Here is a 15047-nt window from a genome sequence, read left to right as displayed (position 1 = left end):
CCACGTTGAGACTGTCGTTTTGATGTCAAAAGTTGCACCCACTGAGTAAATAAGGTGCAGAAAATAAGGGCTTATTCATAGGCTATCGTTAAAAGGTTTAGCGTGTGGCGGCTTTAGGCTGGCTTGGCGTGGTTTTTGAACGTGTTTTGGCTTGTATGGGGAAAGATGTCGACGGTGTAGGGTTGAGTGCACAGGATGTTAACGTTAAAAGTTGCACCCACTTTGCACCCACCCTGTGAAGTGGGAAAATATAGCTCAAAAGTTAAAATGAGGCCTGATTATTAGTATGTGCACGGGGAGGTGCTTAAGTAATGGATAATAAGAAGTTTATCGCAGAGACGAAAGATGTTCGTTTAACGGTGAAACGTGCTGATACCTTTGGTGTGAGCTTTGTTAACTGTGAACAAGATATATTGAGGGTTGAGGAAGCGCAAAATGTTATAAGGCTTATTCAAACTAAAAAAGTTTCAGCTTCGAATTGGTTGAGGTGGTTTACTCAGGGTATGCCTGAAATTGTTGTGAGTTTGCCACATGATGTGGAAGTTTGTGAGGTTGAATCTGATTCTAATCAAGTGCTCATCACAGATATTCAGATTGGTAAGCTTTATGTAGAAGTGAACAATGGCAAGGTAGAAGTTGTTAATTTGAAAGCGGATGATGTCTTTCTTAAATGTTGTAATGGGTCGGCTTTAGCAACAAACGTAGAAGTAACTCATGTTTGTACACTTGATACGTTAAATGGCATGAGTATTTTAGAAGGAACAATCACCAAGGATGCAAGCCTTGAAGTAGATTGTGAGAATGGTGTCACCGAGGTTTCAGATAAGAAGAAGGTAAACTGTAAAAACGATGGATTTGCGCATTACATGGTGCACTGCCTTAATGGGAAAGCTATTGCGAAGTAGCAGACATATAGATCAAAAAAGAAGCAATAAAACTTGATATAAGTTGGAATTAGAGCGTATATAGACATACCAATAAAGGAGGAAGCCTTATATGCTCTATGTAAAATTTGATGATTTCGAAGATGTTAGCGTCATGGGAAATGAGAAAGACCATGGAATGTTTATTCTAATTAAGGATGGAAATGTGTATGCTGAGTGCGAACGGTGCGGTGTAGTTGAAAGGATCACCTCACCATGCGAATTCATTGCTAGCACATTTAGGTCAAGAGTGAACTTCAATGAAGGTTATGAACTTTGCGAGAAGTGCTTGCAAGAGGTTGAGTTTGTTACTGTCGCTTTGAGAACTGGAAAATTACCTAATCGAGAATTTAAATAATTGAAAAAGCAAAGCAGTGATAACCGTAGTAATACAGGAAAAACTAAAGGGTTAGACCATTTCCGAAATTAGCCTAACAATCTCATGTCGAGACGGTTTGTTTGCTGCCAAAAGTATAGAAGTGAAAGACTTAAAAATCTCGAAATTAAAGAAATCTGGGAGTTTAAGCAGATGATTTTGAATCACGGTATTCTTCTTGTTATTGTTTAATGGGAATCTATCCAAACAGAAATTGTAGTATGGTTGGGTGAAAAAATGAAAACGGGCAGGTGCAGTAGATGGATAGATGCAAAAATTTATATATTGCAAAACAATTATTATGCTTTGAAAATACTTGAGAAATGAAAATTGATAAACGTTGGCAAAATAATAGGAGATATCACATGAGTAAGAAATACAATGATGTGAGAATAAATTCAATTGAAAGAAATATGAAGAATAATCCTTTAGACTATTTGGATTATATTAACAAAAATAAAAATGAAGAAGAAATACTAAAAGTTTTAAAATACTCGGGTTTTTTTGTTACAGATAGAAATGAAACATTATTTAGTGACGATACTAAACGTATATTAAAAAATTGGGTTGAAGATAACCTTTCAGATAATAGTTATAAGAAATTTAAACGATTATCTTACGAGGGTGATAAACTAAATAAAAAAAGAAATCAAATAAAAAAAGATATATTAAAACTCGGACAGATGAATTGTTCATATTTAAACTGGGTGGAAAGATTTAATGACGAAATATCTATAAATTTAGATGAATTAAGTAAAACTTCATCTGAGTCTAAGCGACAACAATATCTAGTTTCTAGCGAAAATATCATTTTAGGATTTGGAACATTGCTTAGAGATGGATTTATAAATGACATGTCGACATATTATCAAAATACTGACGATACAGTTGTAAATGATATCATAGTTTTAATTCAGTTATTCAATTTAGTAAATGATATAATCGGTAATTGGATGTTCGGAGATGTGGAAGTAAATACTAGATTATTTAATAAATTATATATTAGAGAAAATCATGGAATAATTACGGATAGAATATTTTCATTTTTAGAGTACTATAATTTAAATAATGCTAAAAATTTGAAAGATTTTGATAATGAAAATGACATAATTAAATATTCGAATTCCTTTAGAGAAAAATTAAAAGAATTCTTTTATAGCGAAGACTTAACTGAAGAATACCTAGACATAAAACTGGAAAGATGGGTTTCCATCTACACTTATTTCTATAAACTAGCTATTAATGAGAAAAACGTACTAAAAATAGAAATAGAAAAATTAAAAAATGATTTACTTCAAAATAAATTTAGTGAGGCTGAAATAAAGGTTATTTTTAAGCATCTGGTATTTGGTCAAAGCAAAAATGATTTATTCTCATCATTTTTAATTGAATACAACAATTTTATACTTTTACTTCCGTCATTAATAAAAATGATTGAACCACTAAAAAGTGTAATGGTTCTTTTTACTAATAATAATGAAATATCGAAAAAGGGTTCAAAATATGAAGAAAACATACATAATTTATTATTGAGATACAATCTTAGTGCAATTAAGAATGTTAAAACAAGTAGTAATGGCGAGAGTTATGAATTAGATATTTTACTATATATAGATGATACACTGTTTGTCATTGAGTGCAAAACTCAATTTCAGCATGATAATGTGAGAGGATATTGTCGTAATATTCAGGAGTTAGATTATTACATTGATAAATTTAAACGCAATTTAAAATATTTTACCAAGGATGAAAACGGAAAGAAAAGCATTAATTCAAGACTTAAGGCTATTAATTGCAATATAGATAATGTAAATGTAGTCCCGATTTTATTAACAAATATTTCTTACTCTTTTGTTGAAAGAGAGGGAATATATATTTTAAATGATACAAAGTTATACAATTTTATAACTGCCAATCAGCCCGTGATACATTGTATTAATCCTATGAATAAGAAATATTTCCTAATAGGGATGTTATCTCCAGAATTGTTTAGAAATAAAAAAGCAAATACATTTATTGATTTTCTCAGAAAGAATAATAATTATGAAATAAGTTCATATTCTGCAATAGAAGAATTTTTTTTGGAAGAGCAAATTTTGAGAAGATATAAATTGTATATTACACGGCAATATTTCAACGAAGACAAGTTTTATAGAATAATTAAGGAATACTGTAGACAAAAATCAAATAGCTTACTTGAATAGTTCTTAATACATATCTTCGCAAACAGAATCAGATTTATTAAAACATGCCTGTAGAAGTGTGCCATATCAAGAGGTCAGTATAGTCTAATAATTTTTAACTATAACTCATATCTATCGTTAAAAAGTTCGTGGATATGTTTCCACATACAGACAAGACTACATGGCATACTTAGTAACAGTAGAATGTGTAACAATGCTTGTACGAGCTACAAATTAGCGAAGTAAAAACAGATGTAAGTCTTATACAAGGCATGACCAAGATTTAATTAAAGTGTAGAAAATGAAGGCTTATTCTAAGGCTAGAGCAATAAAAGATGAAAGGGTGAAGTGAAGCAAGTGAATGCATTGCATATAAAGAAAATAATGGTGAACCCTTAGCCACTGCACTTGATCCTGAACTTATCGCGAAGTTTGCTAAAGGGTTTATGGAATTATATAATGGGATTTATTTTTAAACAAAGACAAATTAGAATTTATGGAGGTGTATATAAATGAAAATATGTATTTTAGGCTTAGGTGTGATAGGTACAACTTATGGATATGTATTTCAAAAAGCAGGACATCAGATTGAGCATTTAGTTATAGAAAATAAAAAACAAAATGTTCCAGCAAGGCTGAATATAACTATATTAGACGGACGTTATGATAATAAGGGAGAAGAAAAAACAGATACATACACTGTAAATCTTGCAAAACCGGATATAAGTTATGATTTTATTCTTTTGAGTGTTTCATGCGGAAAAATAAAAGATGCTATAGCAACACTTTCGCAAAACAACATTACGGGAAGTTTAATATTATTCTGTAACTTTTGGAACAATCGCAAAGAGATTGAAGAAATAGTAGGTAATTTTAAATACATTATAGGATTTCCTACTGCTGGTGGAAGTATGATACAGCAAGAGTTGAACTGTGTTTTATTTGGCCATATAATGCTTGAAAGCAAGAGAAAAGCAAGCATTCCAAACTATAGAGATTTGATAGAACTTCTTAAATCTACAGACCTAAAAACAGAAGTTCCTTATGATATGGTGGAATGGATATGGATTCACATGGCAATAAATGCAGGTGTTACTTCTACTGCTGCACGAGCCGGAAAAATTGATGACCCAAAACAGCTTGCGATTAATCTTATGAGAGCTTTCCACGCATTATCTATGGCAGTGAAATCGATAAGAGAAACTGTTAAAGTAGTAAAAGCTAGAGGGGTCAATTTGAAATTATATAAAAATGAACTTCTTCCTTACAAAATACCTTCTGCTGTCGCAGGTATGATAATGAAACGAATGTTTGCAGGAAATGAGCTCACAAGCAGAATTATGACGTTACATAATGATGTAAAAGACATTATGTATGGATGTAAAAGTATTTATGAGGCTGGGAAGCAAGAAAATCTGGATTTACCCTTATTTTATTCAAATATGGATAAAATCTTTAATAGATAAATCCTAGATAAATTCGGCTTCATAAATTCCAGTTTGTCTAGATAATACCTTTTAACGATAACATTATGCTATCGCTAAAAAATTTGTGGATATGTTCCCACATACGAACGCAACTACTTGACATACTTGGTGTTCACTCGTTTCACGTGGAGACTGTCGTTTTGATGTCAAAAGTTGCACCCACTGAGTAAATAAGGTGCAGAAAATAAGGGCTTATTCATAGGCTATCGTTAAAAGGTTTAGCGTGTGGCGGCTTTAGGCTGGCTTGGCATGGTTTTTGAGCACAGTTTGGCTGTTTGAGGGAAGATATCAACGCTCTAGGGTCGAGTGCACAGGATGTTAACGTTAAAAGGTGCACCCACTTTGCACCCGGGTGGTAAATGATAAGTTTAGGTAGGTGATTTATGTCAGTAATTAAAATTGAAAACCTCACTTTCTCATATTATGGATATGTAAAACCGATATTTAAAAATGTATCGTTTTCCTTTGATACAAACTGGAAAACGGGTTTGATAGGAAGAAATGGAATTGGTAAATCAACTCTATTTAAGTTACTTTTAAATCAAGAAACTTATCAAGGTAAAATAAGCAAGGATGTTGAATTTATTAAATTTCCACCAAATATAAGCGATACTTCAAAATTAGGAATTGAGTTATATAAAGAACTAATATCAGATGAGGAAGAATGGAAATTATTTAGAGAACTTAATTTGCTAAATGTAGATGAGAACCTTGTTTATAGGGAATTTAAAACTCTTTCTAAAGGGGAACAAACAAAACTCCTTTTAGCTATTTTGTTTACAAGAGAAGATGGCTTTTTACTTATTGATGAACCAACAAACCATTTAGATATGGACGGAAGAAAAATTGTAAGTGAATATCTGAAAAGTAAAAAAGGTTTTTTGCTTATATCTCATGATAGAGATTTTTTAGATGGTTGTATCAATCATGTTATTTCTATTAACAGTAATTCTATTGATGTCCAATCAGGAAATTTTACATCATGGTATGAAAATAAATTGATGAAAGACCAATTTGAAATTAGTCAAAATGAGAGATTAAAAAAAGATATTAAACGATTAAAAGAGGCTGCAAGACAAAGTCAAATTTGGTCTGATAAAATTGAAAATACTAAAAATGGTGTGAAAGTATCAGGTGTAAAACCAGACAAAGGACATATAGGTCATCAATCAGCCAAGATGATGAAAAAATCTAAGAATTTGGAGAATAGACAAAACAAGGCAATAGAAGAAAAACAGAGTTTACTAAAAGATATCGAAATAAAGGAAAGCCTATTACTGCATCCGCTACATCATCACAAAAATCCCCTAATATCGGTTAGCGAGTTATCAGCATACTATGGAGAAAGACAGATCCTAAGTAATGTAAGTTTTCAGATAAAGCAAGGCGATATAGTGGCTATATATGGGGGTAATGGTAGCGGAAAATCAACCTTGATTAAAATTTTATTAGGTATAAATCACGAGTATACAGGTGAGATAAAATTAGCAGGTAATTTAAAAATCTCGTATATTCCTCAAGACACATCTAATTTAACAGGTAGCCTAAATGAATATATTCACAAGCAAGATGTTGATGAAACATTGTGTAAAACAATTCTAAGAAAATTAGATTTTTCAAGAGAATTATTCGAAATGGATATGAAGAACTATAGCGATGGACAAAAAAAGAAAGTTTTAATTGCTGTAAGTTTCTCAAAGCCAGCTCATATATTTGTTTGGGACGAACCACTGAATTATATAGATGTAATATCAAGAATACAGATTGAGGAAATTATAAAAGAAGCAAAGCCTACACTCATATTTGTGGAACACGATAAGCGATTTGTAGAAGATATCGCTAATAAAATAATACAATTTTAAGTAAAATACAAATCCCAGTTTGTAGTGCCTTAGACTTTTGTCATCATACGACATTCCCCTTGCCAGCTTCTCTCCTGCAACGAACGTTAAGGCTCTTTTCTTGATGCATGGTTATCATCAGGGTAGTCTTGATACGTTGAGAGTGTTGTATTGATGTCTAGGGCTTAATAGCTGGGTGCAAATTTGCCTTTGTATAGCAGAGGTTTGCGAGAGTTATCGTTAAAGGTTAGCATGCAGCGGCTGTAAGCTGGCTTGGCGTGGTTTTTGAACGTATTTTGGCTGTATGAGGAAACATGTCGACGCTTTGGGGTCGAGAGTACAGGATGTTAACGTTAAAAAGGTGCACCCACTTTGCACCCAGGGTGTGAAGTGGGTGTTAATTAAGCACGATTCATGTATAGTATGATGAAGAGTAGCATAAAAGGCTGCTCTTTTTTTATGAAGAAAGGATAATATAACTTTAGACATATAAATCTAAATATTTGTCCCATAAACGTAGAAATACGTCCCGATTTGCGATATAATGATAAAGAAATTAGGAGGTATGGCAATATGAAAAAACAAAATGTTTTGAATTTAATAAAATACCATGTGGAAAGGAATGAAAATTCCTTTAGAAATGAGGCTATAGCAATAGCAAGATATTTTGATAGCATAGGAGATTATCAGTTATCTGAATATATTATGGGGTTAATATCTGAATCAAATTTATATTCACCACAAAGTAGTGATTTTGAAAGTGAGTTTTTAAAGCAAGTTGAAATAAGAAATTTAGAGGCTTTAAATTTACCGCTTGAAATAACAGAGGATATAAAAGGTATTATTAATGCTGTAAATCATAATGTTGGTATTAATAAATTTTTATTTGAAGGATTACCGGGAAGTGGAAAAACAGAAGCAGCAAAAAATGTTGCAAGATTGTTGGATCGCTCTCTTTTTAGAGTGGATTTTGAAAATTTGATAGATAGCAAGTTGGGACAGACTAATAAAAATATAGTAAAAGTATTTAGAGAAATAAATATGCTTCCAAATACAAATAAGGTTGTGGTTTTATTTGATGAAATTGATGTTATTGCTTTAGATAGGATTAATTCTAATGATATTAGGGAGATGGGAAGAGTAACATCTACAATTTTAAGAGAATTAGATAGATTAACAGATCTTAATAAAGAAATAGTGCTTATTGCAACAACTAATATATATTCAAATTTTGATAAAGCATTAATTAGGAGATTTGATGCTGTTATTAATTTCAATAGGTATAGCGATGAGGATTTAATAGAAGTTGCTGAATATTATTTTTCTTCTTTTATCAAGAATTTTAAAGGAATATCAAAAGACACAAGATTATTTAAAAAGATATTGAAAATAGCAAAAAAAATACCTTATCCTGGAGATTTGAAAAACATTATAAAAACATCACTTGCATTTAGCGATGTTGATTCTGAGTATGATTATTTTAGGAGATTATATAATAGCTTGATAGGAAATCTGGATCACAAGGATATAAACCAGCTTCATGAGGAAGGCTTCACTGTAAGAGAAATAGAAAAATTAAAAGGAGAGTCTAAAAGTTCTGTCTCAAGAAAGTTAAAGAAGGAGGAAGTAGATAGTGAATAATGTCTTGGAATTAAAAGGGAAACGCTTTGTACAAGCCAGTAAAAATGGTAATCGTGGTGGTGTATCCATGAATGGGAGGATGGAAGTCAGTACAGAGCATTTATTAAGATTAAAAGCTCAGCTAATCCAGATTAAAGAATTTTGGGATAAAGAAACAAAACCGTTTGAGGGTATTTTGGTTAGTGTTTATTATAATAAGATTGTTGCGAAAAGTAATCGAATTGCTGGACTTTTTAAAGGGACATATTCTAATGAAGCAATTGTTGGAGCAAAATTTAATTCAAATCAGAGTAAGCATATAATAACATATTTTCTTGATGAAGATGATTTAACTAAAAGTATAGAGTTAATTGTAAATACTTCAAATATATTATCTCAAAAATTTAGAGGAAATATCAGCAAGAGCGAATTTAAAGACAAAAGTATTGTTAATTCGGAGGTTTTTAAAAAACTTTCTGTAAGTATGTCTACATTTAAACAGGTGATTGCAGATGTATCGTATATTGATTCTTTTGAGGTAGAGTTACCTACGATAGATATAAAACAGAGTATTATAACTTTGTATGATGTAAGAAAAGATACAAAATTATTATTTGAAAGATTAGGGATAGATATTTTAAGTAGCAGAATTTTAGATAATCAAACTGTTTACTTAGACGAAAAGCAGGTAGAACTACTTTTAGTAAAAGCACCTTATCTTGTTTCAATGGCAACCGTTGATTTGTCAAGTTTATCACCTGATGATTTTACCAATGAGCATCAAACAAAAATGATAACTATACCATCCCCAACTATTGAACCAACAATTGGGGTGATAGATACCTTATTTGATGAAAGTGTTTATTTTAGTGATTGGGTTGAATATCATGATATGGTCTCAGAAGATATATCAAAAAATCCAAAAGATTATAATCATGGGACAGCAGTATCTTCCATTATTGTTGAAGGAGCAAGATTAAATCCTTGGCTGGATGATGGCTGTGGAAGGTTTAAAGTTAGGCATTTTGGAGTAGCGGTAGGTGCTGAATTTTCTTCATTTTCAATAATAAAGAAAATAAAGAGTATTGTGGTAAATAATTCAGATATAAAAGTCTGGAATATTTCACTTGGTAGTAATCAGGAAATTAATGACAACTTTATTTCTGCTGAAGCTGCAACATTAGATAAAATTCAGTTTGAAAACAATGTAATATTTGTTGTGGCAGGGACAAATAAACCAAGTGCAGATATAGTAAAAATAGGATCTCCAGCAGATTCTGTTAATAGTATAGTTGTAAATTCAGTTAGTAAGAATGGTCTGTCTACTAAATATGCTCGTAAAGGATTGGTATTATCTTTTTATGCAAAGCCTGATGTGAGCTATTATGGTGGCAGTGAAGAAGAGTACATTAGGGTTTGTGAACCTTTAGGGGCTGTGAGTGTTGCTGGTACTTCTTATGCTGCACCGTGGATTGCGAGAAAATTATCTTATTTAATTGATGTGATAGGATTTAATAGAGAAGTTGCAAAAGCCATTATTATTGACGCTGCAAGAGGTTGGGATGAAAAACCGACTCCTGAGGAAGTTGCTTTATATGGGCATGGAGTTGTACCAATTCATATAAATGATATTATTCAAACAAAAGATGATGAAATAAAATTTGTGGTATCAGACGTTAGTGAAAAATGGAATACTTATAGCTACGATTTTCCAGTACCTCTAAAGGATAATAAGTATCCATATATTGCAAAGGCTACTATGTGTTATTTTCCATTGTGTGATAGATTGCAAGGTGTTGATTATATAAATACGGAATTAAATTTACATTTTGGGCGAATAGGGGATGATAAAAAAATCAAGGATATTAAGGGGGATAAACAGAATACGGAAGACACTTTAGAGGGAGAAAGAAATTATCTTTTGGAAGGTGAAGCCAGAAAGCAGTTTAGAAAATGGGATAATGTAAAGTATATCGCAGAGAGTGCTACAAAAAGAATGATACCAAAAGATTCTTATAGAAATAAAAACTGGGGTATGGAAGTAAAGACAAATAACCGATTAGCTCCTCAAGATGGTATAGGAGTTAGGTTTGGTGTTGTTGTAACACTCAAAGAAATAAATGGAGTTAATAGAATTGATGAATTTATCAGAAGTTGTACATTAAATGGTTGGTTAGTAAATGAAATCGATGTTGTTAATAGAGTAGATATTCACCAAAAAGTTAATGAAGAAATTAAGTGGGAGTAATAATGAAAGTGTAGGGATATAAGTGTTAGAAAATATAGGAATTAATTTGATTAGCAGTGGAATTTGTTTTTTAATTGGTATATTTGCAGCTAATTATAGAAGAATAGGGTTGTTTGTAAAATCGTTGATGCATCGGAGCGAAGATATTAGGTTTAGCATTGCGTATTTATATAAAATAAAAATAGATGATAAATATCTTTTAATTAAGGGAAGTAAAATAGAACAACTGCAACCTGTTGGTGGAGTATATAAGGTTTGTAGTTCGTTTAGTACTATTGAAAGGAAATTGAATATTATTTTTGAAAATAAACGAGGGTTTTATGAAAAAGAAGATTTAAGATTTTGTACCAAAGGAAAAAATATTAGCAAAGTTCTAAATTGGTTTGATAGTAGAGAAAATAGGGAAGTAGCGGTATATAGAGAGTTTTATGAAGAAATTATAAAAAATAACATATTGCCTATAGAAGTTCTAAGTAGCATGAGAATAGAATTTTTAAAGCAAATAAAACCTAAAATGGCTTATTCTAAGCATTTTAAAAAGAATGAAATATTATTGTTTGATATTTATGAGATTCATTTAACAAATGAATATATTGGTATGATATACAAATATGTAAAAGAAGAGAATGATTTAATTAAGCTTGTAGATAGAGAAGACATTGAAAAGGAATGTGTTGATATAAGAGGAAAATCATTTAAAATAGGAGCCCATTCGCAATATATTATTTAAGAAGAGAGGAGGAATAAAATGAAAAAATTTGAAATGGCGAAGGAGATAAAAGAGCTTATTAATGAAATTGATGTTTCTGAATCAAATTACGAAAAAGCATCAAACAGATATAAGGCAATAGCAAACTATATAAAAGAATCTGATCTAGCAGAATATAGTCCGGATATTTACCTACAAGGTTCTATTAAATTAGGAACAGCAATTAAACCTCTTACTGAAGACGGGGCGTATGATATAGATATTGTTTGTAATATGACTAAAAAAAGAAGGCACCACCAGACTCAAAGAGAATTAAAAGATGAACTTGGAAAAGTAGTTAAAAATTACTCATTAAAGCATAGTATGGAAAATTTTCCAAAAGAAAGCAATAGGTGTTGGACATTAAATTATGTGGATGAATCAAATTTTCATATAGATATTTTACCTGCTGTTCCTTGGAATGATACGGATGATGGAAATATTGCAATTTCAGACAAAAGAAGTGATAATTATGATGATATAACATTAGACTGGGAAGTTAGTAATCCTAAAGGATATTCTGATTGGTTTAAAAAACAAAGCGATTTTCAAACGATAAAAGAATCATATGCTAAACGATTTTATGCAAAGATAGAAGAAATTCCAGACTATAAAATAAAAACTCCATTACAAAGAATTGTGCAATTATTAAAGAGACATGCAGAAGTTATGTTTGAAGATGATATGGAACAAAAACCGTCTTCCGTTATAATTACTACTTTGATTGCAAAAATTTATCCTAAGTGTACGATTATTAGTGATGATTTTAAAACATTATTATTGAATGTGGTTAAAAATCTTTTGAGCGGAATTGAATATGAAAATGAAAATCCTTGTATTTATAATCCGGTTAATAGAAAAGAAAAATTATCTTTGAAATGGGATAAAGATAAAAAATATTTTGAAAATTTTTTGAAGTGGTATGATCAACTTAAAGTTGATTTTAGCGTAGATAATAAAGTATTGCCTTTAAATGAGAGTATGTTTTATATACAGAGAAGTTTGCGTAAAAATACTAATGAAATTGGAATCTCGTTAAATTCTTTAAGTCATCATCAAAAACCTAAATGGAAAATATCAAGTATTGCTAAGACTGACTTAGAGATAAAAGCATATTATAGTTGGCATGGTTTCAGATTTAAGCAAATAAAAAGTGGTGAAGCTTTGAATAAAAAAGGAAAACTTAGATTTGAAGTCAATGCACTTACACTTAATATAAAAGACTATGATATATACTGGCAAATAACCAATACTGGTTACGAAGCAATCAATGCAAATTGCTTAAGAGGAGACTTTTATAATTCTAAGCTTGAGCAAGGAAAAAGAATAAGAACAGAAGAAACTTGCTATGCAGGTAGACATTATGTTGAGGCGTATTTAGTAAAAAATGGTATTTTTTATGGGAAAAGTAAACCTTTTGAAGTTAATATAATTGATGGTCTTACTTTTGAGTGGTTTAATACTAAAAAACTAAGAGGGTAGTGTATGCCTGATACAATTATAAATTGGTTATTTGGATTAGTTAAAACAATACCTGAAGATATTATTAAAACGCTGATATTAGGTTTTTTAATTTTAGTTCTAAGAATACTTGTTGACAAAATTTAATGGTAATGATATTTAGTACAAATATAGAAATATCTACAAAAACTTCTTTTATCGATTCTCTAGAATATAATTATGTTTCAAAAAGAAAAAAGGAATATGTATACAGTCAAAATTCGAGTAATAATGATGTATGGGGAATTATTATTGTAGGAGCATTGATTGCTTCTATAATTGTTAATTTTTTTAAAGAATATGTAGAGTATATATCTTTGTTCTTAAAGTGGTTTGGGCTTATACCTTTAATATTATCTATTATATTTTTATTTATTATATCTTTTAGCAAGGAAGTTCAAAAAGTTACCGTTAAATTTATTATTGATTCAATAGTTGTTTCCACATTAACATTGTATTATGGATTTAACATTAAGGAAATGGTGGTAACAATGAGTCCGTCAATAGTTGATACAAGAAAATTTTTTATATCAGTATATAAAATTTTAGGTGTATCTATAGGAGTAATTCAACAAATGATATCTTATACCTTATTGTTGCGTGTATTCAGTGTCTATATTGATAGAAAAAAGAAAAATCCGATACAAGTAATTCGCAAATTTATTTCTAAAACAAAACGATTTGAATTGGTTTCTTTTCTCAGTTTTTTGGTAATATTGTTTTCAGTTTTATCATATTTACTGACTTTAAACGCTGTTCATAATTTTTTGTTGAGATAATAGAAAAACTCAAAAGTTTATCTCTCCATCTCCTTATCCATATAAATTCCGTAATTTTTTCGTATCTTGTAAAGCTCATCCATAGTAGATTTTGAGGAAGAATAGTCTTGCATAAGGGTATTCTTTTTTTCTTGCAATTTATCAAGTCTATCTAAAATATCCTTTGAATTTGGCAGCTTTGAATAGGACTTTTTTAGTTCTGAAAGGGCATTTTCATATAGGGTGATCTGAACTTTGTATTCTTCAAAAAATGTCTTGTCAGACGGATTAGCCTTATATTCTTTGTAGTATTGCCTGTATTTTTTACAGTGTGAACTTGCTCCATAGTGGTGGAAAGCTTCTGCATTTCCTTATCAATAGCCTTGATTTTCTCTTGTATATTTTGCCTTTCATCGGCTGCTTTTTGAATATACTCGTCAAGCTGTTTAACGGATTTAATGCCATGTTCTCTGATATAAATAACAGACTCAGCCATTGTATGAAGGTTATGTTTGGTTGCCCAATATTCGTAGCCTTTGCTTTCCTTTACCTTTGCATTGGTGTTCATGTCAATAACATTGCCGATGCGTTTTTTGACGTCGGGAGTCTTGATAAACTCTCTTTCTGAAATTCGTTCTTTTAACCTTTCTTCGGTATAATCTTCTCCGATTGTTTTAGTCCTTGTAAATCTCGCCTTATCTTTTGGCTTAAAAGCAATGTGCTTACCGTATTTGATTTCATAGCCAAGATCAGCCATCTTCTTTAAAAATTCGTCCCAGTCCTTTGACTGTTTTATCATTCTGTCAATGTAAAATTGAAGTTTACTTTTCCAAGAAGTGCCATGTTTTGCCTGTTCGTTTTCATACCAAGATTTACCGTTAATCTTATATTTTTTCTTATAGCTTTCGTAAAACTCGTCAATGACAGATAGGCTATTTTCTTTGCAGAGTTTATCACTCTGATAACGGATTTGGTGGTAGAGCTTTTCTTGTTAGACTGGTAGCACCTACCTGTTACCATATTTACATTATTGAAGATGATGTGATTGTGGGTATGCCCCTTATCTACGTGAGTAGATAAGACAAATTCGTACTGATCTTTGAGTATCTTTTTACACAGCTCCATACCAATCTGGTGAGCCAATTCAGGACTTGTTTCTCCCGGTAAAAATGATTGAATGAGATGTTTTGCAAGAACGGTTCCTTTTGTTCCTGCGTCATTTCGTGTTTTTAAAAATTGTGTATGAGCAGTTCCCTGATGGCATTTATGCGTACTGACTAAAATCTGCTCATCTGTTTTTTCGCCATTAACAATATAGTCAATGGCAAGATTAAGAGTTGATTTTATAGGATGTATTTTTGTA

11 protein-coding genes and 1 pseudogene are annotated in these 15047 nt (G+C 31.0%); 11 read left to right on the top strand and 1 reads right to left on the bottom strand.

Annotation, left to right across the window (positions count from 1 at the left end; genetic code table 11):
* The first annotated feature begins 311 nt into the window (after positions 1-311).
* The 11 genes from HMPREF1871_RS04385 (at position 312) to HMPREF1871_RS04340 (ending at position 13705) form a co-directional block, all read left to right on the top strand.
* The gene (locus tag HMPREF1871_RS04385) at positions 312-905 is read left to right on the top strand and encodes a DUF4097 family beta strand repeat-containing protein (protein ID WP_066130478.1); all 594 of its coding nucleotides are present in this window, start codon (positions 312-314) and stop codon (positions 903-905) included.
* A gap of 91 nt (positions 906-996) precedes the next feature.
* Positions 997-1281, top strand: a complete 285-nt coding sequence (locus HMPREF1871_RS04380; RefSeq protein ID WP_066130475.1) for a hypothetical protein — start codon at positions 997-999, stop codon at positions 1279-1281.
* A gap of 383 nt (positions 1282-1664) precedes the next feature.
* Positions 1665-3503 carry a hypothetical protein gene (locus HMPREF1871_RS04375; protein WP_198145770.1) on the top strand — a complete coding sequence of 613 codons (1839 nt, stop codon included), beginning with the start codon at positions 1665-1667 and terminating at the stop codon, positions 3501-3503.
* 491 nt (positions 3504-3994) lie between these two features.
* Complete coding sequence (locus tag HMPREF1871_RS04370; protein ID WP_066130472.1) at positions 3995-4948, top strand: ketopantoate reductase family protein; 954 nt, start codon at positions 3995-3997, stop codon at positions 4946-4948.
* A gap of 404 nt (positions 4949-5352) precedes the next feature.
* Positions 5353-6831, top strand: a complete 1479-nt coding sequence (locus HMPREF1871_RS04365) for an Lsa family ABC-F type ribosomal protection protein (RefSeq protein WP_066130469.1) — start codon at positions 5353-5355, stop codon at positions 6829-6831.
* Positions 6832-7383: 552 nt separating this feature from the next.
* Positions 7384-8451 (top strand): ATP-binding protein, encoded by a 1068-nt coding sequence (locus HMPREF1871_RS04360; protein ID WP_066130467.1) that lies wholly within the window; start codon positions 7384-7386, stop codon positions 8449-8451.
* Positions 8444-10678, top strand: coding sequence for a S8 family peptidase (locus HMPREF1871_RS04355; RefSeq protein ID WP_066130464.1), 2235 nt, complete (start codon positions 8444-8446; stop codon positions 10676-10678). The genes HMPREF1871_RS04360 and HMPREF1871_RS04355 overlap by 8 nt, the downstream gene beginning before the upstream one ends.
* 22 nt (positions 10679-10700) lie before the next feature.
* Positions 10701-11408, top strand: coding sequence for an SMODS-associated NUDIX domain-containing protein (locus tag HMPREF1871_RS04350; protein ID WP_066130460.1), 708 nt, complete (start codon positions 10701-10703; stop codon positions 11406-11408).
* Between the two features lie 18 nt (positions 11409-11426).
* On the top strand, positions 11427-12908 hold the full coding sequence (locus tag HMPREF1871_RS04345; RefSeq protein ID WP_066130457.1) for a nucleotidyltransferase: 1482 nt from the start codon (positions 11427-11429) through the stop codon (positions 12906-12908).
* A 3-nt stretch (positions 12909-12911) separates the two neighbouring features.
* The gene (locus HMPREF1871_RS06450) at positions 12912-13034 is read left to right on the top strand and encodes a hypothetical protein (RefSeq protein ID WP_269746045.1); all 123 of its coding nucleotides are present in this window, start codon (positions 12912-12914) and stop codon (positions 13032-13034) included.
* A complete protein-coding gene (locus tag HMPREF1871_RS04340; RefSeq protein WP_066130454.1) occupies positions 13034-13705 on the top strand; it encodes a hypothetical protein in 672 nt (223 codons plus the stop codon). Before HMPREF1871_RS06450 ends, HMPREF1871_RS04340 begins: the two co-directional genes overlap by 1 nt.
* Before the next feature lie 17 nt (positions 13706-13722).
* Here the strand turns inward: HMPREF1871_RS04340 and HMPREF1871_RS04335 are convergent.
* Positions 13723-15047: pseudogene (locus tag HMPREF1871_RS04335) on the bottom strand (relaxase/mobilization nuclease domain-containing protein); the annotation flags it as partial.

Origin of the sequence: Gemelliphila asaccharolytica, from assembly GCF_001553005.1 — a bacterium.
Taxonomy (GTDB): domain Bacteria; phylum Bacillota; class Bacilli; order Staphylococcales; family Gemellaceae; genus Gemelliphila; species Gemelliphila asaccharolytica.
The sequence above is the reverse complement of the archived record's forward strand: the minus strand, read 5'-3'. Positions and strand labels throughout refer to the sequence as shown.